Origin of the sequence: Microbacterium sp. UBA1612 (assembly GCF_002321605.1) — a bacterium.
Classification (GTDB): Bacteria; Actinomycetota; Actinomycetes; order Actinomycetales; family Microbacteriaceae; genus Microbacterium; species Microbacterium luteum.
On record NZ_DCMW01000002.1, the window covers coordinates 35,033 to 58,571 of the forward strand.

Genomic DNA, 23,539 nt, shown 5'->3' on the forward strand with positions numbered 1-23,539 from the left:
GCCGCCGTCGGCGTATGCCGGCGGCGGCATCCGTTCAGATCGTCGCGGACTCGAGGAACAGCAGCGACATCGGAGCGACCATCAGCAGCCCGAGCACGGCGGCCACGATCGACCAGACGAACCTCGAGTGCCGGCGTGCACCCACGACGATGCCGATGATCGCGAGCACGAGGACGACGACGCCCAGCATCGCCAGCAGCGGGATGATGATGATGCCGAGCCACCAGATCGCGTTCATCTCCGGCACGAGCCCGATGAGGAAGACCGCGAGGGTCGGCAGCAGACCGATCGCGGCGATGATCACCGCGACGATGCCGAGCACGTCGCGCTTCCGCGCCGGCGGAGCGTCGACCGGTGTAGTCGGCTCGGTCGTCATGGGCCGCTCGGCCTCCGGGCCGGGTGCTGCGGGAGTGGTCATCGGGTTCCCCTCTGGTCGGATGAGATCCTAGGGCCCCGGTGACCCGCGCCGCGCGCGTTCGCCCACGTGTGTCAGTGGAAGAGGCGGCGCCACACGTTCGTGTCGGCGAGGTCGAGCAGCTCATCCCCCCGCCCGGACATCACGGTGCGAAGCGCATACAGGGCGAACCCCTTGGCCTGAGCGGCGCTGATCGACGGCGGGATCGACAGCTCCTGGCGCGCGACCGCCACATCGATGAGGGCCGGACCCGGTTCGGACAGGGCGCGCTTCAGGGCGCCGCGCAGCTGACCCGGCTCGTCGACGCGGATGCCGGTGATGCCGACCGACTCGGCGACGGCGGCGAAGTCGGGGTTGTCCAGCCCGGTGCCGAAGTTCACGATGCCGGCCGCCTTCATCTCGACCTCGACGAAGTTCAGCGAGGAGTTGTTGTAGACGACGATCTTCACCGGCAGATCGTTCTGGCGCAGCGACAGCAGATCCCCCATGAGCATCGCAAGACCCCCGTCGCCGGCGAGGGCGATCACCTGCCGGTCTCGGTCGACCGCCTGCGCACCGAGCGCGTGCGGGAGGGCGTTGGCCATCGACCCGTGGGAGAAGGATCCGACGAGGCGGCGACCGGAATGGATGTGCAGGTAGCGCGCCGCCCACGTCACCGGCGACCCGACGTCGGGCACGAAAACGGCGTCGTCGGCGGCCGCCTCGTCGATGAGGCGCGTGAGGAACTCCGGGTAGATCGGCGTGTGTCCGTCGTCGGTGGCCAGCTCGTCGAGCTGCGCGCGCGTCTTGCCGTAGTGCTCGAGCGCCGAACGGAGGTGATCGCTGTCGCGGCCGACGCGCAGCATCGGCAGGAGGGCGCGCGCGGTCTCGCCGACATCGCCGACGAGGCCGAGGTCGATCGGGGCGCGCCTGCCCAGCTGCTCACCGCGCACATCCACCTGGATGATCGTGGCGTCCTGCGGGTAGAACTGCCGGTAGGGCAGGTCGCTGCCGAGGATGAGCAGCGTGTCGCACTTCTCCATCGCCCGGTACCCCGACGCGAAGCCGAGAAGACCGGTCATCCCGACGTCGAAGGGGTTGTCGTGTTCGATGTGCTGCTTGCCGCGCAGGGCGTGCACGATCGGTGCCTGGAGCCGGTCCGCGAGCGCGACGACCTCGTCATGGGCACCCGCGACCCCGGCGCCGGCGAGGATCGTCACGGCGTCGCCGGCATCCAGCAGCTTCGCAGCGGCCTCGAGCTCGCTCTCGGCCGGAACGATGCGCGGCCGGGTGGCCTGAACGGCGGCCGCCGGGCGTCGCTCGGGTGCCTTCTCGAAGAAGATGTCGCCGGGCACGACGACCACGGCGACCCCGCGCTTCTCCACGGCCGTGCGCATCGCCGTCTCCAGCACCCACGGGAACTGCGCCGGGTCGGAGATGAGTTCGCAGTAGTCACTGCACTCGCGGAACAGCTCCTGCGGGTGGGTCTCCTGGAAGTAGGTGGACCCGATCTCGGATGACGGGATGTGCGAGGCGATCGCCAGCACCGGCACCCGGCTGCGGTGCGCATCGAACAGGCCGTTGATGAAGTGCAGGTTGCCGGGTCCGCAGCTTCCGGCGACGACGGCGAGCTCGCCGGTGATCTCCGCCTCCGCCGCCGCGGCGAACGCGGCCGCCTCCTCGTGCCGCACGTGCATCCAGGCGATGTCGCTGGTGCGCAGCGCATCCGTGAAGGCGTTCAGGGAGTCGCCGGGCAGGCCCCACACCCGTTCGACGCCGGCGCGCTCGAGGATCTCGACGGACTGATCGGCGATGGTCTGTGCCATGGTTCTCCTCGTTTCGGGCTGGTCCCACGGTATGCGCGGGGCGGTGCTCGCTCGCGAGGGGTCGACACCGGGCGGCGGTAGCGTGAGAATGTGCGCGCGCTGGTCATGGATGAGATCGCCGGACCGCTGTCGGTCCGAGACGTCGCCGCGCCGGCCGCCCCCGTGGGCGGAGTCGTCGTGGCGGTGAAGGCGACGGGGCTGTGCCGCAGCGACTGGCACGCCTGGGTCGGGCACGACGACATCGCCCTGCCGCACGTTCCCGGCCACGAGCTCGCCGGCGTGGTCGACGCCGTGGGCGCGGGCGTCGAACGCTGGAGGGTCGGCGACCGGGTCACCGTTCCGTTCGTGTGCGGATGCGGCCGGTGCACGTGGTGCCGCCGAGGCGACGCGCAGGTGTGCCCCGACCAGCAGCAGCCGGGGTTCACCCACTGGGGGTCGTTCGCCGAACGGGTGGCCCTGCACGCCGCGGACACGAATCTCGTCGCGATCCCCGACGACGTGTCCTTCGAGGCCGCCGCCGCGCTCGGGTGCCGCTTCGCCACCGCCTTCCGGGCCCTCACGGCACGTGCGCGCCTGTCCGCCGGGGAATGGGTCACGATCGTCGGCGCCGGCGGAGTGGGTCTGAGTGCCGTGATGATCGCCAAGGCGCTCGGCGCGCGGGTCGTCGCGGTCGACCGCAGCGAACGCGCGCGGCAGACCGCCGTGCGACTGGGCGCCGACCACGTCGTGCCGGCCGGCGACGATGTGCCGGCGCGCATCCGGTCGTTGACCGACGGCGGAAGCCACGTGTCGATGGATGCCGTCGGGTCGGAGCAGACCTGCGCCGATGCCGTGCTGTCGCTGCGCCGGTGCGGTCGCCACGTGCAGGTCGGACTGCTGCCGAGCCCCACGGGTCTGTCGCCGATGCCGATGGCGCGCGCGATCGCGTGGGAACTCGACGTGCTCGGCAGCCACGGCATGGCCGCCGTCGACTATCCGGCGATGCTGTCGCTCATCGAGAGCGGCGATCTGCGTCCGCAGGACCTCGTCGAAGCGGTCGTCTCGCTCGATGACGCCGCCGCCCTCCTGCCCGTGCTCGACCGGTCGTCGCCGGCCGGCATGACGCTGATCGACCCGAGCCGGTGACCCGCTCCGACCTGCCGCTGCTCGAGCCCGGCGCGCCCACACTGCCCGGACGGGCTCGGATCGCCCAGCGCTGGAGCCACGCCGTGTTCCTGCACTGGCGGGTGGATCCCGACCGCATCCGACCGCTGATGCCGACTGGGGTCGAACCCGATGTGTTCGACGGTTCGGCGTGGATCGCCCTCGTCCCCTTCGTGCTGTCCGACTTCCGATTCCTGCCCTTCGGGCCGGTGCCGCGCCTGGGCACCTTCTGCGAGATCAACGTCCGCACCTATGGCGTGGATGCCGCCGGAAGGCGCGGCGTCGTCTTCCAGACGCTCGAGGCCGAGCACCTCCTCCCCGTGCTCACCGCGCGAGCCCTGTTCGGACTTCCCTACCGGTGGTCGCAGATCGGCATGCGCGATGAGCCTGGCGCGCGGGTGCGGGAGTTCCGCTCACGGCGTCGATCCGCGAGCGGAAGGCCTGGAGAGCCGCGCACGCGGATCCGCGTCGCGATCGGGGGGACCGTGATCGACACGCCGCTGTCCCGGTTCCTCACCGCGCGTTGGGGGTTCCACGAGCGGCATCTCGGCCGCACGATCTGGGCCGCCAACGAGCACGAGCCCTGGCCTCTCGTCGAGGCCGAGCTGCTCGCCCTCGACGACGACCTGCTCGCCGCGGCCGGATTCGCCGACCTCGTCGATCGAGCACCCGACTCCGTTCTCGCGATGCCGTTCGACCACCCGGGCCTGATCACGCGGTTCTCGGGCGCCCGCCGCGTCTGACACGGACCCGACGCGCCGTTGCCGCCCCTTCCGCGCCCCTTCCGCGCCGTTTCCGCGCCCGCTCGGCGCCAGTACGTGGGCCTCGCGTCAACAACACAGGAGATCGGCGCCGTGGCGGCGGGAAACAGGGCCGATCACGCCTGGTCGCCCTGAAATCTCCTGTTTTGTCGACGGCGTGGGAGCCCATCCGCACGGCTCGTAACCGGTTGTTCATCTGCCGGTGAGCATTCCGTCCACAATTGCGGGCTAGCGTGGACGCTGCGTCCACATGGGCGTGGAAAGGACCCACGTGACCGGCACCATCGTCTTCGACCTCGACGGAACGCTCGCCCTCGGCGACGGACCGATCGTCGCCTACGCCCGCTCCCTCGCCCGGGTCGCCGGTGACGGCTTCCTCACCACGGCCGAGGCGGAACTCGCCTCCTTCGCTACGGGAGACTCGGGATACCGCGACGGGTACCACGCCGTGGGAACCGCCGCCGAGCACGCCGGCATCGCCGCCGCCGACGTCAGCGCGGCCTACGAGACCAGCCGTGACGTGCTCGGCACCCCCGCGGCGCCGGTGGCACCCCCGGCCGGCATCGCCGACCTCCTCCGCGACCTCGCCGGCGATGCCCGGCTCGTGCTGGCGACCAATGCTCCCGACGCCGGCGTGCGGGAGCTCCTCGCCGACTGGGGCATCGCCGACCTCTTCTCGGCGATGCACTTCACCGTCGGCAAGCCGGACGGACTGTCGGCCGTGATCCGCGGCGCACTCGAGGACGGCGCCGTGCTCTCGATCGGCGACATCGCCGAGTTCGACCTGGCCCCCGCTGCGGCTCTCGGTGCCGACACGGCGCTCGTGGGCGCCACCTGCGACTCCTCGCCGTTCCCCGCAACGCTGCGCGGGCGCACGATCGCCGACCTCTCCGACGATCTCCGCGCCTGGGCCGCCGCGGCGGCATCCGGCTCGTCTCCCGCCCGCCGCTGAGAGGCCTGTCGCGAGTCATCCGGCGCGGGCGGCATCGGCAACATGCTGTCGAACTACACCAACTTCCCAGAGTGGGATACGGTCGGCATGCTCCTGATCGTCGTGGTCGCGGCCACGATGCTCATGGACGCGATCTCCGGCGCGATTCGCCGCCGGATCATGGAGGGAGCGGGCGCACGTGACCTGGGTCGGATCCTCTGACGCACCCCCGAGTGCCCGCGTCGCCGCCCTCGCCCCCTCGATGCAGCCCAGTGAGCGACGGGTCGCCGAGGCGATCGCCGCCGACATCGAGTCGGCCATCGACCGGTCGGCGCAGGAACTCGCCGAGGCCGTCGGGGTGGGCCGTGCCACCGTCATCCGCACCGCGCAGACTCTCGGCTACGACGGCTATCCGCAGTTGCGGGTGGCCCTCGCCCGTGAGCTCGCACGCGGATCGGCGGCCCCCGCCGTGACGAGCGACGGCTCGATGCTCGGCGCGCTGCGGGCCGAGGTGGATGCCTTCAGTGCGCGCCTGCCGCAGACGGTCACCGCCCTCACCGACGACCAGCTCGAAGGCTTCGTCGGTGCCCTGGACGGCGCGACGCGAGTGCTGGTGGCCGCGAACGGCCTGTCCGCACCGCTCGGACTGGACATGGTGCTGCGCCTGACGGCCGCCGGACGCCCCGCAGAGTACCTGCCGGACACCCTCGGACAGGAGATCGCGGCCCGCCAACTCGGCGCGAGCGCCGTCTGCCTGGTCATCTCGGGGTCGGGGGTCAACCGTGCGACGCTCGCGGTCATGACCGCGGCACGGGAGAGCGGCGCCCGCGTGATCGCGATCACCTCCTTCGCGCGGTCGGCGGTCGCCGAATCCGCCGACATCGCGCTCGTGATCCCCCCGGTGCGCGGATCCTTCCGCGAAGAGCTCGAGCACGCCTCCCGAGCGTCGCTCATGCTCGTCACCGAATCGGTCGTGGGCCTTCTGGTCGCGCGCCGCGGCGACCAGGGTCGCGACGCCCGTTCGGCCACCCTCTCCGTGCTGGGGCACTCGCTCGACGGGTGAGGATGCACCTCCGCCGGCGGAGGTGCGACAATGGGGACCATGCGTCAGTCACGGGCACCTCGGGTCGCTCGTGGTCTCGTCGCCGCATCCGTCGCGACATTCGTCGCGCTGCTGTCGCACGTCGCCGGCGGCGGTGCGATGCCCGGATGGCTCGGCATCGTCGTGCCGTGGGTGCTTTCCGTGTTCGTCTGCACCCTCCTGGCCGGTCGACGCCTCTCCGTCTTCCGCCTGTCGCTGTCGGTCACGCTCAGTCAGGTGCTCTTCCACGTGCTGTTCGTGCTCGGCGCGGCCGATGCCGGTGCCGTGACGGCCGGCGGCCACCACCACGGTGCGATCACGCTGGCGCCGCTGTCCGGCGAGACGACCGCCGCGTTGTATGCCGATGCCGCCATGTGGGGCTGGCACGTACTCGCGGCCGTCGTCACGGTCGCGGCCCTGTACCGAGGCGAGCGGGTTCTCGCCGCGCTGCGCACCCTGGCCGGCGAGCTGGTCGCGTGGTGGCGCCGCCGTCAGCCCGTCGCCGTGCTCTCCCCGGTTCCGGATGCGCCCCGCGCCCCTCTCTTCGTCGCTGCCCTGTCGGTCGACGACGCCCCCCGCCTGGCGCCCCTGCGGCGCCGCGGACCGCCCGCCCTCCGAGTGCTCTGACCTCCGCTGTCGTCCGTTTCGGGCGACGGGTCGTTCGCGCTCGGCTGCGGCCGAGCGGAGTACTCGCGCACGATCGTGCGCAGAAGGGCGTCGTCGATGTTCCGCATCCGCACGCGCCTCGTCACGGCGGTTGCCGCGACGAGCATCGTGCTCGGATCCGCCGTCGTCGTCGCGGCCCCCGCCGCCGCGCACGACGAACTGATCTCGAGCACCCCGGCCACGGACGAGCAGCTCGCCGTGGCTCCCGAGTCGGTGACGCTCACCTTCTCGGGTGAGATCCTCCCGATGGGGGCGGCCGTCGTCGTCGCCGACGCCGACGGCCACGACTGGGCCGACGGTGAGCCCGAACGGAGCGACAACGTCGTGACGATCGCGCTCGAGCCGGATATGCCGGATGCGGGATACGAGGTGCGCTGGCGCGTCGTCTCCGAGGACGGCCATCCGATCAGCGGTCTCGTGCCGTTCACGATCGGCGATGCCGAGCCCCTCGAGCGGGCCGCGACCGACGCGACCGCGAGTACCGGTGACAGCGTCGGCGACCCGGCGTCGTCGCAGAGTCAGAGCACACAGGAGAGCGCGGGCGCGATGCGTCTCGTGCTCATCGGCGCGGGTGGGGCGGCCGTCGCGGTCGCCGCCTTCGCGCTCATCTCCCTCACCCACCGGCGAAAGGCCGGCACCGGCGACGAGTCGTGACCCGTCGCCATCGCACTCTGAAAGGCAATCCTGTGAACACATCCATCCGCACCACCTCCCGTTTCGGCGTGCTCCTGGCGGCCGGCGCACTTCTGCTCGCCGGCTGTGCGTCGACGTCGACGACGCCCGCTGCCGACACCGAGGCCGCCACCCAGGCGGACGCCTTCGCGATCAGCGACGCATGGGTGAAGTCCGCCGAGTCGGGCATGTCGGCGGCCTTCGGGGAGTTGGAGAACTCCTCCGGCGAAGACATCACCGTCGTCGCCGCCTCGACGGAGGTCTCCCCGATGATCGAGCTGCACGAGACCGTCACCGACGAGACCGGGGAGATGGTCATGCAGCCGATCGACGGCGGCTTCGTCATCCCCGCCGAGGGCACCTACGCGCTCGAGCCCGGCGGCAGCCACATCATGCTGATGGGGCTCGACCAGCCCATCGTGGCAGGCGAGGAGGTCACCTTCACGCTGACCTTCGCCGACGACTCTACGGTGGAGTTCACGGCCCCGGTGAAGGACTACTCGGGCGCCAACGAGAACTACGTCGGCGACGACTCCGAGATGGACATGGACATGGACGAGTCCGACACGAGCGGGTCGGACGACAGCTGATGGCCGCGCCCGACAAGGGCGCGGGCCGATCCGGCTCGACCCGGCGGCAGTTCCTCCTCGGGGGAGCTGTCGCCGGCGTCGGCGCCGCTGCCGCGATCGGCGCCGACCTGGCCCTCTCCCAGAACGACTCCCCGACCGCATCCGCCTCGGTGCCGCTGAACGGCGACACCGTTGTGCCCTTCTACGGAGCACACCAGGCCGGCGTCGATACCGACGCCCAGGCGCACGGCACCTTCGTGGGCCTGAGCCTGCACGACGACGTCGACCGCGACGGGCTCCGCCGTCTCATGCAGGTCCTCACCGACGACGCGTCGCGCCTGACGCAGGGCGAGGCGGCACTCGCCGACTCCGAACACGAGATGGCCTCCCCGCCGGCGCGCCTGACGGTGACGTTCGGTTTCGGTCCCGGATTCGTCGCACGCGCGGGCGGGACCGGTCCCGCCTGGCTCGCGCCGCTGCCCGCGTTCGGCATCGACAGGCTGCAGCCGGAGTTCAGCGACGGCGACCTGCTCATCCAGTTCGCCGGCGACGACCCGACGACCGTCGCCCACGCCACGCGCATGCTGCTGAAGGATGCGCGCAGCTTCGCCGACGTGAAGTGGACGCAGCACGGCTTCCGTCGCGCCTACGGCTCGGTCGCCCCCGGCACGACGATGCGCAACCTGTTCGGCCAGGTCGACGGCACCGCCAATCCGCAGCCGGGCACGAGTGAGTTCGACACCGTGGTGTGGCACACCGAAGGCTGGATGGCCGGCGGCACCGGCGCGGTCGTGCGCCGCATCCAGATGGACCTCGACACGTGGGACCAGCTCGACCGGCCCGGGCGGGAGCAGTCCGTCGGTCGCTATCTGTCCAACGGCGCGCCGCTGACGGGCACCGCGGAACACGACGAGCCCGACTTCGAAGCCACCACGGCCATCGGCTTCCCGGTGATCCCGGAGTTCTCGCACATGCGACGGTCCCGACCCGACGACCCGACGCAGCGGATCTTCCGGCGCGCCTACAACTACGACGAGGCGCCCACCGGCGACCGGGTGTCGGACTCCGGGCTGATCTTCGTGTCGTTCCAGGCAGACGTCGACAAGCAGTTCACGCCCATTCAGCGGCGCCTCGACGAACTCGATCTGCTCAACGAGTGGACGACGCCGATCGGGTCCGCCGTCTTCGCCGTGCCGCCGGGCTGCGCCGAGGGCGGATACATCGGAGAGACTCTCCTCGCCTGACGTTCAGCACGTCGCCTCCCTGCGCGCCCGCTCGCGAGGCGCGCGGCCCCGTTGTGGCCGGTGCGCGACGACACGGCCTCGGCCGACCGCGATCCCGATGAGCACGAGTGCCACGCCGATGGCCTGCGCGTTCGTGAGGGTCTCGCCGGCGATCAGCGTGCCGAGGGCGATGCCGGTCACCGGATTGAGCAGCCCGACTGTTCCGACCGTGGCGGGCGCGAGGTGGCGAAGGCCCGCGAACCAGCAGAGGAAGGCTGCAGCCGTGGCGACCACCGCGACGAAGGTATACGCGACAACGCCCGGTGCGGCTACCGCGGGCGGCGCCCCTTCGACGCACACCGCCGCGAGGATGAGCATCGCACCACCAGCCGTGAGCTGCCACGCGGTCGAGGTGACGACCGGGGTGTCGTCTCGCCATCGGGTCGTGAGGATCGCGCCGAGCGACGACATGAGCAGGGCGGAGAGGGAAACCGCGACTCCCCGTGGGTCGACCTTCGTCGTCGAAAGGCCGACAACGAGGACCACCCCGATGATTCCGAGCGAGGCGCCGAGGACGGCCGCGCCCGTGGGGCGCTGCCCGAGCAGCATCCATCCGAGTCCGGCGAGGGTGACCGGTGCGAGGGCCATGACGGATGCCGCGAGTGACGTCGGCAGCAACTGAGCCGCGACGTACACGAGGACGAAGAATCCGCCGAAGTTCAGGGCGCCCAGCACCGCAGCACGCCACCACCACGCTCCCGTCGGGCGTCGACGCGCGACCGCGAGCAGCAGGAGCCCCGCCGGCAGCGCGCGCACCGCGGCCCCCCACAGCGGACTCTCCGCCGGAAGATACTCACGGGTGACCCAGTACGTGGCTCCCCAGCTCACGGGGGCGACTGCGGTGATCATGATCCACCGCAGCGTCGAACTAGCTTCCATGGAAGACATTATAGCTTCCGAGAAAGATATAATGCCAAGGTGAGCAGATCAGCTGACCGTGTGGACCGCATTCAAGAGCAGTGGCGGCGGGAGCGGCCCGACCTCGACGTGTCGCCGCAGGGGATCTTCGGGCGACTCCACCGTTTGTCAGACGCGTTGCGACGCGATTTGATCGCGGTCTACGAGCAGCATGGCCTCGGTGAGGGAGACTTCGACATCCTCGCGACGCTGCGACGCGGTGGTGAACCCTTCCAGCTCGCGCCCGGCGAGCTCGCGCGCCACACGATGGTGACCACGGGCGCGGTCACCAAGCGGCTCGACCGCCTCGAGGCGGCGGGCCTTGTCGCGCGGCGCACGAGCGAATCGGACGGGCGAGGGCGGGTCGTCGCGCTCACGGCCGCCGGCCGTCGCGTGATCGACGACGCGTTCGGTGCACACATGCGCAACGAGCACCGTCTGCTCGCCGCGCTGGATGAACAGGAGCGCGCGCGACTCGAGGATCTCCTGCGGCGCTGGCTGCGCGGGATCGGGCAGGACTGATGCGTCCCGGACGGGCGTGGAGTACCCGCACAGGGGCGACGACCTAAACTGGACGCATCCGTCCTGTCCGTCAGGACCACCTCCACAGGAACCATCGTGACTTCATCTCCGTCTTCGCGCGCCTTCGACGTGCGCCACGTCCAGGTCGCACGTGCGGTCTTCGCGGCGATCGCCGCGGTGATGATCACCTTCTCGAGCGACCACTCGGCCGCCGTGGGCCTCGCCGTCTTCAGCGGGTTCGCCCTCGCCACCGCCCTCGTGCACCTCGCCGCGGCGTGGCTGGTGTACCCGGTCGGCGCCCGGTGGCCCGCGGTGCTCCTCGGGCTGATCTCGGCCGCCGCCGGCATGGCCGCCGGCCTGCCGCCGTGGCGCACCACGACGCTCTTCTTCGTCATCGTGATCGCGTGGGCGGTCCTCACGGGAGCGACCGAGCTCATCGCGGGTATCCGCGGCATGCGCGGCGGTGTCGGCAGCATCCCCACACGCACTGAATCCCGCGACGGCGTCGTCATCGGCGCGCTCACCCTCGTGTTCGCCGCAGCGACGCTGATCGTGTCGCCGGAGTATTCGCTCAGCTACACGATCGAGGAGGCCGGCACGTTCGAGCTGACCGGCACCATCATCGCCGTCGGCGTGCTGGGCTTCTACACCGCCATCGTCGCGGTGTACCTCGGCATCGCCGGAGCCAGCCCGCGGCCCAAGACTGCGCCCGCCGAGACGGCCGGATCCGACACCGCCGAGCAGGGCGCTGCCGAACAGGGCGCTGCAGAACAGAGGGGCGCCGACGCGTGACCGACAAGCGCACCCGCCGCGACCTGCTCAAGCCCGTTCAGCTTCTCGGGCTCGCCTTCGCCGCCGCCGCGTTCGCCGGGATCGTCGCGCTCGTGGCGATGGGATTCTTCCAGGCGCTTCCGGCAGAGGACCATCAGCGCGCGATCGTCGTCGCGCTCGTGGTGGCGGGGGTGAGCTTCATCGCGACGCTTCTCATCGTCGCCCTGCTGCTGCTCGCGGTCGATCCGGCCGAGATGGAGAAGCCGATCGATCGCCCGGTACTCCTCCCCGACGAGGTCGACTCCGCGGGCGACGAGTCCCCCACCTCCTCCTGAGCGGTCTACGCGAGCGTGTCGACGAGGGATGACGCGAGCCCGGTGTAGCCGCCCGGGGTGAGCGCGATCAGGCGCTCCTTGGCGTCATCCCCGATGTCGAGACCCCGCACGAACTCGGCCAGTTCCGTCGCGCCCACGCGACGCCCGCGCGTGAGCTCCTTGAGCAGCGCGTAGGGGTCGGAGATCTGGGATCGCCCAGCGGTGATCTCGGCGCGCACGACGGTCTGGATCGCCTCGGCCAGCACCTCCCAGTTGGCGTCGAGATCGGCATCCAGCACGTGCTGCGACAGCGAGATCTCGCCGAGCCCGCGCTCGAGGTTGTCGAGGGCGAGCAGCGAGTGACCGAACGCGACGCCGATGTTGCGCTGCGTGGTCGAATCGGTGAGGTCGCGCTGCATGCGGCTGGTCACGAGGGTCTGGGCGAGGGTGCCGAACAGACCACCGGAGATCTCGAGATTCGCCTCGGCGTTCTCGAAGCGGATCGGGTTGATCTTGTGCGGCATCGTCGAGGAGCCGGTCGCCCCGGCGACCGGGATCTGCGCGAAGAAGCCGAGGGAGATGTAGGTCCATGCGTCGGTCGCGAGATTGTGGAGGATGCCGCCCGCGTGTCGCACGCGGTCGTAGAGCTCGACCTGCCAGTCGTGCGACTCGATCTGCGTGGTGAGAACGTTGAAGCCGATGCCGAGGCCCTCGATGAACGAACGTGACAGCTCCGGCCAGTCGACGTCGGGCTCGGCGGCCAGGTGCGCGGACCACGTGCCGGTGGCACCGGAGAACTTCGCGAGGAAGTCGCCGCCGGTGATCTGATCCGCGACCCGCGCGAGGCGCCACGCGAACACGGCGAGCTCCTTGCCCATCGTGGTCGGGGTGGCCGGCTGGCCGTGGGTGCGCGAGAGCATCGCCGCGTCGCGGTGCTCGACCGCGAGAGCCTCGAGCTTCGTGATCACCGCGCGCAGCTTGGGCACCCACACCTGCGTCACCGCGCGCTGCACGGTCAGGGCATAGGCGGTGGAGTTGATGTCCTCGCTCGTGCAGGCGAAGTGCGTGATCTCGGCGATGCCGCCGAGATCGAGTCGGTCGAGTCGGTCGCGAACGAGGTATTCGACGGCCTTCACGTCGTGACGGGTGACCCGTTCCTTCTCGCCGAGCCAGGCGATCTCCTCGGCCCCGAAATCGGTGTAGAGCGCGCGCAGGCTGCGCTTGGCCTCCTCATCCAGGGGTGACGTTCCGAACAGCGAACGGTCGGTGAGGGCGAGCAGCCACTCCACCTCCACCTCGACGCGCGCGCGATTCAGGCCCGCCTCGGAGAGGAAATCGGAGAGCGGGGCCACGACGCCGCGGTAGCGGCCGTCGAGCGGGCTGAGGGGCTGGTCGGGCAGAGAGGTCACCGGAGACTCCCGTCGTCGCGCGTGAGGGGACCGGCGTCAGGACGCCGGTCTGATGGCGGGTTCGAGCTGCCGGAAGAGCGCCCGGCTCGCACCCTCGATCATAGTCAGCACGTCGTCGAACATCCCGGGGCCGGCGTAGTAGGGGTCGGGCACGTCGAGGGTCGGCGCATCCGTCTCGAACGACATCAGCAGCGCGAGCTTGTCGGTGTCGCCCTCGGTGCGCGCCCACTCGTGCAGGATGCGCTCGTGGCTGCGGTCGAGCGCGACGATCAGGTCGTTCCGCTCGAAGTCCTCGCCGGTGAACTGTCGGGCACGGTGCCGCGATCCGTCATAGCCCTTGCGTTCCAGGGCTTCCAGGGTGCGGTGGTCGGCTCGCTCGCCGACGTGCCACTCCCCGGTTCCCGCGCTCGTCGAGACCACACGATCGCTCAGTCCGGCCGAATCCGCGAACCAGCGGAAGACGACATCGGCCATCGGGGAGCGGCAGATGTTGCCGGTGCAGACGAAGACGACGCGGAACGGTTCGTACTCGTTCGCGCTCATGATCCCCATTGTGCGTGCACCGGATGCGCTTCGCGCAAGAGGCGGATGCCGCCCGGTCGCTCTCCCCCTGCACAGGTCGCACCCGTCCCGCCTCCGTCCTCAGGCTCGCTGTCGCGGCTGCGACCGAGGCCGGACGCGGCCGCATCCTGGACGCATGCTCTTCACGTTCCCCTCCCCCGCCTCGACCATCTCGGGCGCCGACGTGGCGGCGGCCGAGCGCGCGGAGCGGCGTCTCGCGCTCGCGGTCGACCGCCTGCGGCAGGTCGAGACCGACGCCGTGCGGCTTGCCGAGGCGACGTCGTGGCGCTCCCGCGCGGGTCGGGAGTTCCGTGATGCCGCGCAACGCTGGTGCGACGACGTCGCCGGCGCGGCCGCACAGGCCGAGGTGCTGCGCGATGACGCGGCCCGGCAGGCGATGCGACTGCAGGACGAGGCGGCGTGGGGATGAGTGAGCGATGAGCGACGACCTCGACATCTCCGCCGGCGGCGCCGTCGCCGTCGACACCGACACCCTCCGTCACGCTGCGCGCGGTTTCGACGTACTGCGCGCCGACCTCGACGACGTCGATCGCTACCTGATGCTCGCCGCCGACGATCTGATGCTGGGCCCGGCAACGTCTCAGCGTCTCGGGGCGGAGATCGAGGCGCTCCGGATGCGCACCACGGAGCGGCGCGAAACGGCCGCCGAGGTCGCGCGAGCGCTCCGCGATGCCGCGGCCGTGTACGAGACCGTCGAACTGTGGGCGGAGCGCCGCGCGGCGGAGCTGGCGGGCGACGACCTGCGAGCCGGTCTTATCCAGCGTCGCCTGACGGCCCTGCACGGCGACCACCCCGACGCGGGGATCGGCGCCGCGATGCTCCTCATGCGTCACACGCTCACGTGGCCGAGCGATCTGGTGGCGCAGGCCCAGACCACCGGCGCGCTGCTGAGTCCCTTCGGGGCGGCCGGGCTGTTCGTCGGCGGCCTCGCCGCGGGCGTGCACGGCACCGGCGCCGGCCGGGTGCCGGCATCCGCCCGCCTCACCGGAGCCCCGGCGTCGGTGGCCGTGCGTCGCACCGCGGCGTCGTCGCTGCCGGCGCCGCGGTCATTCGCCGACATCGCCGCGCGGATGCCGGCCGGGGCCGCGCAGGTGCGCATCGAGAAGTACACGTTCACCGGTGCACCAGCGCAGTATGTCGTCTACGTCGCGGGCACGCGGTCGTCGCAGCTCGGCGGCACCCAGCCCTTCGACAACCGTTCCAACCTGCAGCTCTACAGTCGGCAGCGGTCGGCCTCATACGACGCGACCATCGCCGCGATGGGAGATGCCGGCATCCGGCCGGGAGACGTCGTGCACACCGCCGCGCACTCCCAGGCCGCCATGGTCACCTCGCACCTGGCGCTCGAGGGCACATACGACGTGCGCACCGTCATGACCTTCGGCTCCCCCGTGCACGCCGACGTCGGCGACGACGTGCTGGCGGTCACCGTGCGGCACACCGATGATCCGGTGGCGGCGCTGTCGGGCGGGGGCCACGCGCAGGCGGTGGGCGCACCCGGAAGCGTCGTGGTCGAACGCAGCGCCGATCCCGACGCGGGGATCGACGACCTCACGATGCCCGCGCATCACATGTCCGCCTACGCCGAGACGGCGGCGTTGATCGATCAGAGCGGTGATCCGCGCGTGGACGGCGTGCACGACCTGGTCGATGCGCTGGCCGAGGCAGACGGCGTCGAGGTGTTCGAGTACACCGCCCACCGTCGCTCCGACCGGTCCGCGGGAGGCGGCGGACAGTGAGCCGCGGTCGGCTCAGCCCTTGTCGCGAGGGCGCAGGATGATGCCCGCAATCCAGTTGATGAGCGAGATGACGATGGCCGCCACGATCCCCCACCAGAAGTCCTCGACCCGCAGGCCGAAGTTCCAGAATCCCGTGATCCAGGCGGTCAGCCACAGGAGGAAACCGTTGATCACCAGGCCGATCAGGCCGAGCGTGAGGATGTAGATGGGGAAGGCGAGCACCTTGATCACGGTGCCGATGAGCGTGTTCACGAGCGCGAAGATCGCCGCGACCAGGAGCAGGGTGAGCACCAGCTGCAGCGTCTCGCCGGGCTCGAAGGGGATGACGCTCACACCGAGCACCGGAATGAGGGTGACGATCCAGATGGCGAACGCGTTGACGACGACTCGAAGCAGGAAGCCCATAGTGGCGACAGTCTCCCACGCGCGCACCTCGGTGCGACAGTGCGCGAGTCGTAGACTCGGGCCGTGACCGACGGATCCGACATTCCCGTGCGCGTGCGCGCCGACATCGCGGCGCTGCCCCCCTACAAGCAGGGGCGCCAGGCGGGGGCCGACGCCTACAAGCTCTCCAGCAACGAGAACCCGTTCGATCCCCTGCCGGGCGTCGTCGAGGTGCTGCGGGAGTCCGTCGGGGTCAACCGCTATCCCGACGCAGCGGCGACCCTGCTGCGCGAGCGCCTCGCCGCACGCTACGACGTCGATGTCTCGCGCGTGCACATCGGTGCCGGCAGCGTGTCGATCCTGGCCCAGCTGGTGCAGGCCGTCTCCACTCCGGGCGACGAGGTGATCTACGCGTGGCGCTCCTTCGAGGCCTATCCCTGGCTGACGGTGCTCGCCGGGGCGACCGGGGTGCAGGTCCCCCTGACCGACGACGCCCGTCACGACCTCGACACGATGGCGGCGGCCGTCACCGACCGCACGCGAGCCGTGCTCGTCTGCTCGCCGAACAACCCCACCGGGCCGGTCGTCACCCAGGCCGAGTTCGACGCGTTCGTCGCGCGGGTGCCCGATGACCTGCTCATCATCCTCGACGAGGCCTACGCCGAGTTCGTGACCGACCCCGACGCGGTCGACGGCACGCGTGTGCTCGCGACCGAGCGGCCCAACGTCGTGGTCTGCCGCACGTTCTCCAAGGCCTTCGGTCTCGCGGGGCTCCGCGTCGGGTACGCCCTCGGCCACCCCCGGGTGCTCGATGCGGCCCGCAGCACCGCGATTCCGCTGTCGGTGACCGGGCAGTCCGAAGTCGCGGCGATCGCGAGCCTCGAGCTGGAGGACGAGCTCCGAGCGCGTGTCGCCGTGATCGGGGGACGGCGGGATCGCCTGGCCGCACAGCTGCGCGAGGTGGGGTGGCGGATTCCGCAGGCACAGGGAAACTTCGTGTGGCTCCCTGCCGGTGACGCGTCGATGACGATCGCGGCGGCGTTCGAGGCAGCAGGCCTCATCGTGCGGCCCTTTGCCGGTGACGGCATCCGGATCTCCGTCGGCGAAGAGGAATCTGTCGACAAGGTCCTACGCATCGCGGAATCCGTTGTGCATGATCTCCCATCGGACCACCCCGGACGGCGGGCTAGCGTAGAACGGTGACCCCGCCCGAAGCGCCCGCACACGGCACGTCCGAACATTCCGACGTCGTACGTCTCCTCGACGCCGACGGCTCGCTCTCCGCGAGCGCCGCCGCCGAGGCCTATCTGCCCTACATCGAAGCGCTCGACGACGCCGATCTCGAGACCTTCTATCGCGACATGGCGGTGATCCGAGCCTTCGATCAGCAGGCGACGCACCTGCAGCGTCAGGGTCAGCTCGCGCTGTGGCCGCCGAGCTTCGGGCAGGAGGCCGCGCAGGTGGGATCCGCTCGGGCCGCCCGCGCGCAGGACCACCTGTTCCCGTCCTATCGGGAGCATGCCGTGTGCCGCATACGCGGAGTGGACCCCGTCGACATCATTCGCCTCATGCGCGGGCTCACGCACGGCGGATGGGATCCGGCCGACCCCAAGAACGGCAACACCCACATCTACACGCTCGTGCTCGGTGCGCAAGCGCTGCACGCGACCGGGCTGGCCATGGGCATGGTCTTCGACGGCCGAAGCGGCACCGGAGACCCCGACCGAGACGCGGCGGTGATCGTCTACTACGGCGACGGTGCCTCCAGCCAGGGCGACGTCCACGAGGCGATGGTCTTCGCAGCGAGCTACCGCACACCCGAGGTCTTCTTCCTGCAGAACAACCACTGGGCCATCTCGGTGCCCGTCGCGACGCAGTCGCGCGCCCCGCTCGTCCAGCGCGGCACGGGATACGGCATCCCCAGCGTGCAGGTCGACGGCAACGACGTGCTCGCCAGCTACGCGGTCACGCGCCGGGCCCTCGACGAGGTGCGCGGCGGCGACGGTCCGCGTGCGATCGAGGCGCTCACCTACCGGATGGGCGCGCACACCACGAGCGACGACCCCACCAAGTACCGCACGTCCGACGAGGAGCAGTCGTGGGCGCGGCGCGACCCGATCGCCCGCATGCGCGCCTACCTCGAGGGCCGCGGCGCGTCCGCGGCGTTCTTCGCCGACGTCGAGGCCGAGTCGCGGGCGGTGGCCGACGACGCCCGCGTGCGCACGAATGCTCTCGGCGGCATAGAAGCCGAGGCCATGTTCGCCCACGTGTACTCCGCCCCGCATCCGCTGATCGATGAGCAGCGTGCGTGGCTGGCGGCCTACGAAGCGACGTTCGAGGGGGAGACGCGATGAGCACGGATGCCGCCACGGCGACGCCCACGGCAACACCCGCGGCGAGCGAGGCCACCGCGGTCATGCCGATCGCGAAGGCCCTCAACGCCGGCCTGCGCGCGGCGATGTCCGCGAGCGACCGCGTGCTGCTCATGGGCGAGGACATCGGCCGACTCGGCGGCGTCTTCCGCGTGACGGAGGGGCTGCAGGCCGAGTTCGGCGAGCGTCGCGTGCTCGACACGCCGCTCGCCGAGTCCGGCATCGTCGGCACCGCGATCGGCCTGGCGATGGGCGGATTCCGCCCGGTGATCGAGATCCAGTTCGACGGGTTCGTCTTCCCGGCGTTCGATCAGATCACGACGCAGCTGGCGAAGATCACCAACCGCCACGAGGGCGCCGTGCAGATGCCCGTCGTGATCCGCATCCCCTACGGCGGACACATCGGCGCGGTCGAGCACCACCAGGAATCGCCCGAGACCTACTTCGCCCACACGCCCGGGCTGCGCGTGGTGAGCCCGTCGACGCCGAACGACGCGTACTGGATGATCCAGGAGGCGATCGAGTCGCCCGATCCCGTCGTCTTCCTCGAGCCGAAGGCACGCTACTGGCAGAAGGGCGAGGTCGATCTCACGGCCCCGGCCGTGCCGTTGCACGCCTCCCGTGTCGTGCGGCGCGGCACCGACGTCACCCTCGTCGGTCACGGCGCCATGGTGACGACCCTCCTGCAGGCGGCCGCTCTTGCGGAGTCCGAGGGGACCAGCTGCGAAGTGGTCGACGTGCGCTCGCTCTCGCCGGTCGACTACGGCCCCCTCCTCGACTCGGTGCGGCGCACCGGCCGCATGGTCTACGCGCAGGAGGCGCCCGGGTTCGTCAGCCTCGGATCGGAGATCGCGGCGACGGTGACCGAGAAGGCGTTCTACGCTCTCGAGGCGCCGGTGCTGCGCGTGTCGGGTTTCGACACGCCCTTCCCCGCCGCCAAGCTCGAAGGCGTCTACCTGCCCGATCCCGACCGCATCCTCGAGGCCGTCGACCGCGCCCTCGCCTACTGACCCGCCCCAGCAGAGGAACGCCATGAGCACGCAGACATTCGTCCTCCCCGACGTCGGGGAGGGTCTCACCGAGGCCGAGATCGTCTCGTGGCGGGTCTCTCCCGGCGACGAGATCGCCGTCAACGACGTGATCGTCGAGATCGAGACGGCCAAGTCGCTCGTCGAGCTCCCCTCGCCGTTCGCCGGCACCGTCGGCGATCTGCTCGTCGCCGAGGGCGACACCGTCGAGGTGGGTGCGGCGATCATCACCATTGCGGATGCCGCCTCCGGCGCCGACACCACCGTCGGTCGCTCGGAGCACGGGGAGTCCGCCGAGGCGCCGGAACCCGACGGATCGGGATCGGTCCTCGTCGGCTACGGCTCCGGCGGCCCGGTCCAGTCCCGGCGTCGGAAGCCGCCGGTGTCGGCCGCGGAGCGCATCACGTCGTCGGTCGGCGTGGTGGCCAAGCCGCCCATCCGCAAGCTCGCCCGCGACCTCGGGGTCGACCTCTCGGCCGTGACCCCGACCGGCGCTGCCGGCGAGGTGACCCGCGACGACGTCGTGGCGCACGCCTCGCAGGCAAGCGTCTTCCGCAACATCGAGACGCCCGCGTGGGGCGAGGTGCGGGAGGAGACGATCCCGGTGACCGCCTCGGAGCCCTCCGCCCCCGTCGCCGCCGCGGCGTCACCGGCGGACGACCGCGAGGAGACCATTCCGGTGCGCGGTGTGCGCAAGGCGACCGCCAGCGGTATGGTGCGCTCGGCCTACACCGCCCCGCACGTGTCGGTGTGGGTCGACGTCGACGCGACGCGCACGATGGAGCTCGTCAAGCGTCTCAAAGCCTCGCCGGAGTTCGCCGACACCAAGGTGTCGCCGCTGCTGATCATGGCCCGCGCCGTGGTGTGGGCTGTGCGCCGCACCCCGATGGTGAACGCCGCGTGGGTCGACACTGAGGAGGGCGCCCAGATCCGCGTGCGTCACTTCGTGAACCTCGGCATCGCGGCGGCGACGCCGCGCGGGCTGCTGGTCCCCAACATCAAGGACGCGCAGGCGCTGTCGGTGCGCGAGACGGCGAAGGCGCTCGAGAAGCTGACGCTCACGGCGCGCGAGGGCAAGACGACCCCGGCCGACCAGCAGAACGGCACGATCACGATCACGAACATCGGCGTTTTCGGGGTCGACGCCGGAACGCCGATCATCAACCCGGGTGAGGTCGGCATCGTCGCCCTCGGCGCCATCCGGCAGAAGCCGTGGGTGGTCGACGGCGAGGTGCGGCCCCGGTGGGTCACGACCGTGTCGGGTTCGTTCGACCACCGTGTCGTCGACGGCGACCAGGTCTCCCGCTTCATCGCCGACATCGCCGCCGTCCTCGAGGAGCCCGCCCTCCTCGTCGAGTAGCCGCCGTTTCGCGTCCGGGCGCCCACGACCGGGCGTTGGGTGCCGCTCATTGTCGCTGTGGTGTGGGGATGCGGCATCCGGTGACAGGTGAACCGCGCGAGGGTGAGCGGGGGAGCATGGATGGCGGGCTCTTGCTCATGATTTTGGGAACCATTATCAGTAGGCGTAGGATCTCCCCATGCGCGACTCCCGAATCCTGCCCTCCGTCGGTATCGCAGCCGGCACCGTCCTCGTGCTGGCCGGATGCGGCTCCGCGGCCACCGAGCCGGCCGACAGCGACGACACGATCACCGTCGTCGCCTCGACCAACGTCTACGGTCAGATCGCCGAGCAGATCGGGGGAGACGCGGTCACCGTCACCTCGATCATCGACAGCTCCGCACAGGACCCGCACGAGTACGAGGGCAGCGCGCAGGACCAGCTGGTGGTCAGCGAGGCCGACATCATCATCGAGAACGGCGGCGGGTACGACGCGTTCGTCGACGCGATGATCGAATCGAGCGGATCGGAGGCGCACGTCATCACCGCGGTGGAGTACTCGCACGACTACCCCGGCGAAGAGGCCGAGCACGACCACTCCGAAGAGGAGGAGGCCGAGGAGGAAGCGGCCGAAGAGGAGGAGCACGAGCACGAGCACATCGAGGGCTTCAACGAGCACGTCTGGTACGACCCTCACACGATGGAGCACGTCGCCGAGGCGATCGCCGAGGAGCTGAGCGAGCACGACCCGGAGCAGGCGGAGACGTACGAGGCCAACCTCGCCGCGTTCGTCGAAGAGATCGCGACCATCGAAGACGACCTCGCCGCCGTCGCGACCGATCACGAGGGCGACGAGATCTTCGTGACCGAGCCGGTTCCGCTCTACCTGTCGTCGGACGCGGGCCTCGTCAACGTCGCCCCCGAGGCCTTCACGGAGGCGGTCGAAGAGGGTCAGGATGTCGCTCCCGCGACCCTCCTGGAATCCCTCACGCTCCTCGAGTCGGGCGATGTGCGTCTCGTCATCGTCAACGCGCAGACCGGCGGTGCCGAGACCACGCAGATCATCGACGAGGCTGACGCGCAGGGCATTCCGGTCCTCGAATTCTCCGAAACCCTCCCGGAGGGGGAGACTTATGTCTCGTGGATGCAGGCGAACGTCGCGGCGATGGCCGACGCGCTGACGGAGTGACGCCTCCGCTCCAGATCCGCGGCGCGGCGCTGCGGCGCGACGGCCGCGAACTGTGGGCGGGGCTCGACCTCGAGGTGCAGCCCGGCGAGCTGATCGCCGTGCTCGGGCCGAGCGGCTCGGGCAAGACCACCCTGCTGCGGGCGATCCTCGGCCTCGAGCAGCTGAGCGAGGGCAGTGTGACCGCGCTCGGTGAGCAGGTGCGCGGGGCCGGCAACCGCCGGATCGGATACATCCCGCAGCAGCGTCCCCTGCCGCCCGAGACCGCCCTGCGCGCCCGCGACCTCGTCGCCCTCGGCGTCGACGGCCATCGGTTCGGGTTCCCGCTCCCCCGACGCGGCGACCGTGCTCGCGTCGACCGCCTCCTCGAGGCCGTCGGCGCCGGAGACTACGCCGACCGTCGCGTCGGGGAGCTCTCCGGCGGCGAGCAGCAGCGCCTCCGGGTCGGACAGGCGCTCGCCGACGATCCGCCCCTCCTGCTGTGCGATGAGCCCCTCACCAGCCTCGACCTCGCCAACCAGCGCGCGGTGATCGGTCTCATCGACCGGCATCGTCGCGCCACCGACGCAGCCGTGCTCTTCGTCACCCACGACATCAACCCGGTGCTCGATCGCGTCGACCGCATCCTCTACATCGCGAACGGCCGCTTCTCGCTCGGCCGCCCCGACGAGGTGCTCGAGTCGGCCACCCTGACCCGCCTCTACGGCGCCCCCGTCTACGTGCTCAAGGCCGGCGGACGCCTCGTCGTCGTGGGCGCGCCCGACGCCGAAGAGCACCACCACCACCACGACGAGGTCGGCGCATGAACTGGGCTGACGTGTGGGACGCGATGTTCGGCGGGCTGCCGTACTACGGGCAGATCCTCGAGCTGGTGTGGAACTCCGTCGTCGCCGGCGCCGTGCTGGGGCTCGTCGGCGGCCTGATCGGCGTGTTCGTCATCCAGCGCGACATGGCCTTCGCCGTGCACGGCATCAGCGAACTGTCCTTCGCCGGGGCCGCCGCGTTCCTTCTCATCGGCCTCGATGTGGTCACGGGGTCGATCGTGGGATCCCTCGTGGCTGCGGCGCTGATCGGATGGCTCGGCGCCCGCGCGCGCGACCGCAACTCCATCATCGGCGTGCTCATGCCCTTCGGCCTCGGCCTCGGCATCCTCTTCCTGTCGCTCTACAGCGGCCGCAGCGCGAATCGGTTCAGCCTGCTCACCGGTCAGATCGTCTCCGTGCAGTCCGATCAGCTCGGCTGGCTCATCGGCATCGGGGCCCTCGTGATGCTCGGCCTGCTGCTCATCTGGCGCCCCCTGCGATTCGACTCCCTCGACCCGCAGGCCGCCGCCGCGCGGGGCGTGCCCACGACGGCCGTCTCGCTCGGCTTCATGCTCCTGCTCGGGCTCATCGTCGCCGTCGCGGTGCACATCATCGGCGCGCTCCTGGTGATGGCGCTGCTGGTCACTCCCGCCGCCGCCGCGATGCGCGTGGCCTCCGGCTCGCTCGCCGTGCCGGTGCTGTCGGCCGTCTTCGGGTTCGTCTCGGCCGTCGGCGGCATCCTGCTGGCGATCGCGGGCACCCTGCCGGTGAGCCCCTACATCACCACCATCTCGTTCGTCATCTATCTCGTCTGTCGCGTCGTCGGCCGCCGGCGGGGCCGCGTCACCCGCGAACGGTTCGCATAAG

At 70.8% G+C, this 23,539-nt stretch carries 27 protein-coding genes; 21 read left to right on the top strand and 6 right to left on the bottom strand.

Features of this window, described 5'->3' with window-relative positions:
• Positions 1–34: 34 nt before the first annotated feature.
• The gene (locus B3S45_RS00295; protein ID WP_143003751.1) at positions 35–418 is read right to left on the bottom strand and encodes a hypothetical protein; all 384 of its coding nucleotides are present in this window, start codon (positions 416–418) and stop codon (positions 35–37) included.
• A gap of 71 nt (positions 419–489) precedes the next feature.
• Positions 490–2,220 (bottom strand): ubiquinone-dependent pyruvate dehydrogenase, encoded by a 1,731-nt coding sequence (poxB, locus tag B3S45_RS00300; RefSeq protein ID WP_286716745.1) that lies wholly within the window; start codon positions 2,218–2,220, stop codon positions 490–492.
• A gap of 90 nt (positions 2,221–2,310) precedes the next feature.
• Between poxB and B3S45_RS00305 the strand changes: the two genes are divergently transcribed.
• The 9 genes from B3S45_RS00305 to B3S45_RS00345 all read left to right on the top strand — a co-directional run bounded on the left by B3S45_RS00305 (position 2,311) and on the right by B3S45_RS00345 (position 9,287).
• Positions 2,311–3,345 carry a zinc-binding dehydrogenase gene (locus B3S45_RS00305; RefSeq protein ID WP_286716746.1) on the top strand — a complete coding sequence of 345 codons (1,035 nt, stop codon included), beginning with the start codon at positions 2,311–2,313 and terminating at the stop codon, positions 3,343–3,345.
• The gene (locus B3S45_RS00310) at positions 3,342–4,106 is read left to right on the top strand and encodes a YqjF family protein (protein WP_286716747.1); all 765 of its coding nucleotides are present in this window, start codon (positions 3,342–3,344) and stop codon (positions 4,104–4,106) included. Before B3S45_RS00305 ends, B3S45_RS00310 begins: the two co-directional genes overlap by 4 nt.
• Positions 4,107–4,395: 289 nt before the next feature.
• Positions 4,396–5,076: an HAD family hydrolase gene (locus tag B3S45_RS00315; RefSeq protein ID WP_286716748.1), complete on the top strand. Its 681-nt coding sequence runs from the start codon at positions 4,396–4,398 to the stop codon at positions 5,074–5,076.
• 42 nt (positions 5,077–5,118) lie between these two features.
• Positions 5,119–5,277, top strand: a complete 159-nt coding sequence (locus B3S45_RS00320) for a hypothetical protein (protein WP_349675970.1) — start codon at positions 5,119–5,121, stop codon at positions 5,275–5,277.
• The gene (locus B3S45_RS00325; protein ID WP_286716750.1) at positions 5,255–6,118 is read left to right on the top strand and encodes a MurR/RpiR family transcriptional regulator; all 864 of its coding nucleotides are present in this window, start codon (positions 5,255–5,257) and stop codon (positions 6,116–6,118) included. The genes B3S45_RS00320 and B3S45_RS00325 overlap by 23 nt, the downstream gene beginning before the upstream one ends.
• Before the next feature lie 39 nt (positions 6,119–6,157).
• Positions 6,158–6,763, top strand: a complete 606-nt coding sequence (locus B3S45_RS00330; RefSeq protein ID WP_286716751.1) for a hypothetical protein — start codon at positions 6,158–6,160, stop codon at positions 6,761–6,763.
• 96 nt (positions 6,764–6,859) lie between these two features.
• Positions 6,860–7,456: a copper resistance CopC family protein gene (locus B3S45_RS00335; RefSeq protein ID WP_286716753.1), complete on the top strand. Its 597-nt coding sequence runs from the start codon at positions 6,860–6,862 to the stop codon at positions 7,454–7,456.
• Between the two features lie 32 nt (positions 7,457–7,488).
• On the top strand, positions 7,489–8,064 hold the full coding sequence (locus B3S45_RS00340) for a copper chaperone PCu(A)C (protein WP_286716755.1): 576 nt from the start codon (positions 7,489–7,491) through the stop codon (positions 8,062–8,064).
• Positions 8,064–9,287 (top strand): Dyp-type peroxidase, encoded by a 1,224-nt coding sequence (locus B3S45_RS00345; protein WP_286716756.1) that lies wholly within the window; start codon positions 8,064–8,066, stop codon positions 9,285–9,287. Before B3S45_RS00340 ends, B3S45_RS00345 begins: the two co-directional genes overlap by 1 nt.
• Positions 9,288–9,290: 3 nt before the next feature.
• Here B3S45_RS00345 and B3S45_RS00350 read toward each other — a convergent pair whose 3' ends face one another.
• The gene (locus B3S45_RS00350; RefSeq protein ID WP_286716758.1) at positions 9,291–10,205 is read right to left on the bottom strand and encodes a DMT family transporter; all 915 of its coding nucleotides are present in this window, start codon (positions 10,203–10,205) and stop codon (positions 9,291–9,293) included.
• Positions 10,206–10,244: 39 nt separating this feature from the next.
• On the opposite strand from B3S45_RS00350, the gene B3S45_RS00355 reads away from it, so the two are divergent.
• The 3 genes from B3S45_RS00355 to B3S45_RS00365 all read left to right on the top strand — a co-directional run bounded on the left by B3S45_RS00355 (position 10,245) and on the right by B3S45_RS00365 (position 11,851).
• On the top strand, positions 10,245–10,745 hold the full coding sequence (locus B3S45_RS00355; protein ID WP_071045246.1) for a MarR family winged helix-turn-helix transcriptional regulator: 501 nt from the start codon (positions 10,245–10,247) through the stop codon (positions 10,743–10,745).
• A 96-nt stretch (positions 10,746–10,841) separates the two neighbouring features.
• Positions 10,842–11,537 (top strand): acyl-CoA synthetase, encoded by a 696-nt coding sequence (locus B3S45_RS00360; RefSeq protein ID WP_071045245.1) that lies wholly within the window; start codon positions 10,842–10,844, stop codon positions 11,535–11,537.
• Positions 11,534–11,851, top strand: a complete 318-nt coding sequence (locus B3S45_RS00365) for an amino acid transporter (protein ID WP_286716761.1) — start codon at positions 11,534–11,536, stop codon at positions 11,849–11,851. The genes B3S45_RS00360 and B3S45_RS00365 overlap by 4 nt, the downstream gene beginning before the upstream one ends.
• Positions 11,852–11,856: 5 nt before the next feature.
• On the opposite strand, the gene purB is transcribed toward B3S45_RS00365, so the two are convergent.
• Positions 11,857–13,239, bottom strand: a complete 1,383-nt coding sequence (purB, locus tag B3S45_RS00370; RefSeq protein WP_286716762.1) for an adenylosuccinate lyase — start codon at positions 13,237–13,239, stop codon at positions 11,857–11,859.
• Positions 13,240–13,275: 36 nt separating this feature from the next.
• Positions 13,276–13,782: a low molecular weight protein-tyrosine-phosphatase gene (locus B3S45_RS00375; RefSeq protein ID WP_071045242.1), complete on the bottom strand. Its 507-nt coding sequence runs from the start codon at positions 13,780–13,782 to the stop codon at positions 13,276–13,278.
• Between the two features lie 154 nt (positions 13,783–13,936).
• Here B3S45_RS00375 and B3S45_RS00380 point away from each other — a divergent pair, with 154 nt between their 5' ends.
• Both B3S45_RS00380 and B3S45_RS00385 read left to right on the top strand, forming a co-directional pair.
• The gene (locus tag B3S45_RS00380; protein ID WP_071045241.1) at positions 13,937–14,230 is read left to right on the top strand and encodes a hypothetical protein; all 294 of its coding nucleotides are present in this window, start codon (positions 13,937–13,939) and stop codon (positions 14,228–14,230) included.
• Positions 14,231–14,237: 7 nt separating this feature from the next.
• Positions 14,238–15,560, top strand: coding sequence for a hypothetical protein (locus B3S45_RS00385; protein WP_286716763.1), 1,323 nt, complete (start codon positions 14,238–14,240; stop codon positions 15,558–15,560).
• A 12-nt stretch (positions 15,561–15,572) separates the two neighbouring features.
• Here the strand turns inward: B3S45_RS00385 and B3S45_RS00390 are convergent, their stop codons facing one another.
• Positions 15,573–15,965, bottom strand: coding sequence for a phage holin family protein (locus B3S45_RS00390; RefSeq protein ID WP_071045239.1), 393 nt, complete (start codon positions 15,963–15,965; stop codon positions 15,573–15,575).
• 63 nt (positions 15,966–16,028) lie between these two features.
• Between B3S45_RS00390 and B3S45_RS00395 the strand changes: the two genes are divergently transcribed.
• The 7 genes from B3S45_RS00395 (at position 16,029) to B3S45_RS00425 (ending at position 23,538) form a co-directional block, all read left to right on the top strand.
• Positions 16,029–17,147 carry a histidinol-phosphate transaminase gene (locus B3S45_RS00395; protein WP_286716765.1) on the top strand — a complete coding sequence of 373 codons (1,119 nt, stop codon included), beginning with the start codon at positions 16,029–16,031 and terminating at the stop codon, positions 17,145–17,147.
• Positions 17,144–18,298 (top strand): thiamine pyrophosphate-dependent dehydrogenase E1 component subunit alpha, encoded by a 1,155-nt coding sequence (locus B3S45_RS00400; RefSeq protein ID WP_286716767.1) that lies wholly within the window; start codon positions 17,144–17,146, stop codon positions 18,296–18,298. Before B3S45_RS00395 ends, B3S45_RS00400 begins: the two co-directional genes overlap by 4 nt.
• Before the next feature lie 62 nt (positions 18,299–18,360).
• Complete coding sequence (locus B3S45_RS00405; RefSeq protein ID WP_071045290.1) at positions 18,361–19,326, top strand: alpha-ketoacid dehydrogenase subunit beta; 966 nt, start codon at positions 18,361–18,363, stop codon at positions 19,324–19,326.
• A gap of 22 nt (positions 19,327–19,348) precedes the next feature.
• The gene (locus B3S45_RS00410; RefSeq protein WP_286716768.1) at positions 19,349–20,704 is read left to right on the top strand and encodes a dihydrolipoamide acetyltransferase family protein; all 1,356 of its coding nucleotides are present in this window, start codon (positions 19,349–19,351) and stop codon (positions 20,702–20,704) included.
• Positions 20,705–20,882: 178 nt separating this feature from the next.
• Positions 20,883–21,872, top strand: a complete 990-nt coding sequence (locus tag B3S45_RS00415; protein WP_286716770.1) for a metal ABC transporter solute-binding protein, Zn/Mn family — start codon at positions 20,883–20,885, stop codon at positions 21,870–21,872.
• Positions 21,869–22,675, top strand: a complete 807-nt coding sequence (locus B3S45_RS00420) for a metal ABC transporter ATP-binding protein (protein ID WP_286716772.1) — start codon at positions 21,869–21,871, stop codon at positions 22,673–22,675. The genes B3S45_RS00415 and B3S45_RS00420 overlap by 4 nt, the downstream gene beginning before the upstream one ends.
• Complete coding sequence (locus B3S45_RS00425; RefSeq protein WP_286716774.1) at positions 22,672–23,538, top strand: metal ABC transporter permease; 867 nt, start codon at positions 22,672–22,674, stop codon at positions 23,536–23,538. The genes B3S45_RS00420 and B3S45_RS00425 overlap by 4 nt, the downstream gene beginning before the upstream one ends.
• Position 23,539: the final 1 nt, after the last annotated feature.

What these genes read in the sequence shown, in the direction of transcription:
- B3S45_RS00320 (WP_349675970.1), top strand. Translation starts at nt 5,119, where the DNA reads ATGCTGTCGAACTACACCAACTTCCCAGAGTGGGATACGGTCGGCATG.
- B3S45_RS00415 (WP_286716770.1), top strand. Translation starts at nt 20,883, where the DNA reads ATGCGCGACTCCCGAATCCTGCCCTCCGTCGGTATCGCAGCCGGCACC.
- B3S45_RS00295 (WP_143003751.1), bottom strand. Translation starts at nt 418, where the DNA reads ATGACCACTCCCGCAGCACCCGGCCCGGAGGCCGAGCGGCCCATGACG.
- B3S45_RS00330 (WP_286716751.1), top strand. Translation starts at nt 6,158, where the DNA reads ATGCGTCAGTCACGGGCACCTCGGGTCGCTCGTGGTCTCGTCGCCGCA.
- B3S45_RS00405 (WP_071045290.1), top strand. Translation starts at nt 18,361, where the DNA reads ATGCCGATCGCGAAGGCCCTCAACGCCGGCCTGCGCGCGGCGATGTCC.
- B3S45_RS00335 (WP_286716753.1), top strand. Translation starts at nt 6,860, where the DNA reads ATGTTCCGCATCCGCACGCGCCTCGTCACGGCGGTTGCCGCGACGAGC.
- B3S45_RS00425 (WP_286716774.1), top strand. Translation starts at nt 22,672, where the DNA reads ATGAACTGGGCTGACGTGTGGGACGCGATGTTCGGCGGGCTGCCGTAC.
- B3S45_RS00390 (WP_071045239.1), bottom strand. Translation starts at nt 15,965, where the DNA reads ATGGGCTTCCTGCTTCGAGTCGTCGTCAACGCGTTCGCCATCTGGATC.
- B3S45_RS00410 (WP_286716768.1), top strand. Translation starts at nt 19,349, where the DNA reads ATGAGCACGCAGACATTCGTCCTCCCCGACGTCGGGGAGGGTCTCACC.
- B3S45_RS00375 (WP_071045242.1), bottom strand. Translation starts at nt 13,782, where the DNA reads ATGAGCGCGAACGAGTACGAACCGTTCCGCGTCGTCTTCGTCTGCACC.
- B3S45_RS00385 (WP_286716763.1), top strand. Translation starts at nt 14,238, where the DNA reads ATGAGCGACGACCTCGACATCTCCGCCGGCGGCGCCGTCGCCGTCGAC.
- poxB (WP_286716745.1), bottom strand. Translation starts at nt 2,220, where the DNA reads ATGGCACAGACCATCGCCGATCAGTCCGTCGAGATCCTCGAGCGCGCC.
- B3S45_RS00380 (WP_071045241.1), top strand. Translation starts at nt 13,937, where the DNA reads ATGCTCTTCACGTTCCCCTCCCCCGCCTCGACCATCTCGGGCGCCGAC.
- B3S45_RS00350 (WP_286716758.1), bottom strand. Translation starts at nt 10,205, where the DNA reads ATGGAAGCTAGTTCGACGCTGCGGTGGATCATGATCACCGCAGTCGCC.
- B3S45_RS00345 (WP_286716756.1), top strand. Translation starts at nt 8,064, where the DNA reads ATGGCCGCGCCCGACAAGGGCGCGGGCCGATCCGGCTCGACCCGGCGG.